General features: G+C 44.6%; 1 protein-coding gene. It reads right to left on the minus strand.

Annotation, left to right across the window (positions count from 1 at the left end; all coding sequences use genetic code 11):
* Window positions 1-361 (minus strand): elongation factor Tu (locus tag H5157_RS20715; RefSeq protein ID WP_182725426.1); only part of this gene is annotated, 361 nt, incomplete at both ends.

The raw sequence follows: 361 nt of genomic DNA on the forward strand, positions 1-361 counted from the left end.
CTACGATAGTTGCTACAACACCAGCACCTACAGTACGACCACCTTCACGGATAGCAAAACGAAGACCTTCATCCATCGCGATTGGTGCGATTAGAGTTACTGTCATCTTGATGTTATCACCAGGCATTACCATTTCTACGCCTTCTGGTAACTGTACGTCACCAGTTACGTCAGTTGTACGGAAGTAGAACTGTGGACGGTAACCTTTGAAGAATGGAGTATGACGACCACCTTCATCTTTAGAAAGTACGTATACTTCTGAAGTGAATGTAGTATGTGGGTTGATTGAACCAGGCTTAGCTAGTACTTGACCACGTTCAACGTCTTCACGCTTAGTACCACGTAGAAGTGCACCAATGTT

It is taken from the genome of Pseudoalteromonas sp. SG43-3, from assembly GCF_014164385.1.
Taxonomy (GTDB): domain Bacteria; phylum Pseudomonadota; class Gammaproteobacteria; order Enterobacterales; family Alteromonadaceae; genus Pseudoalteromonas; species Pseudoalteromonas distincta.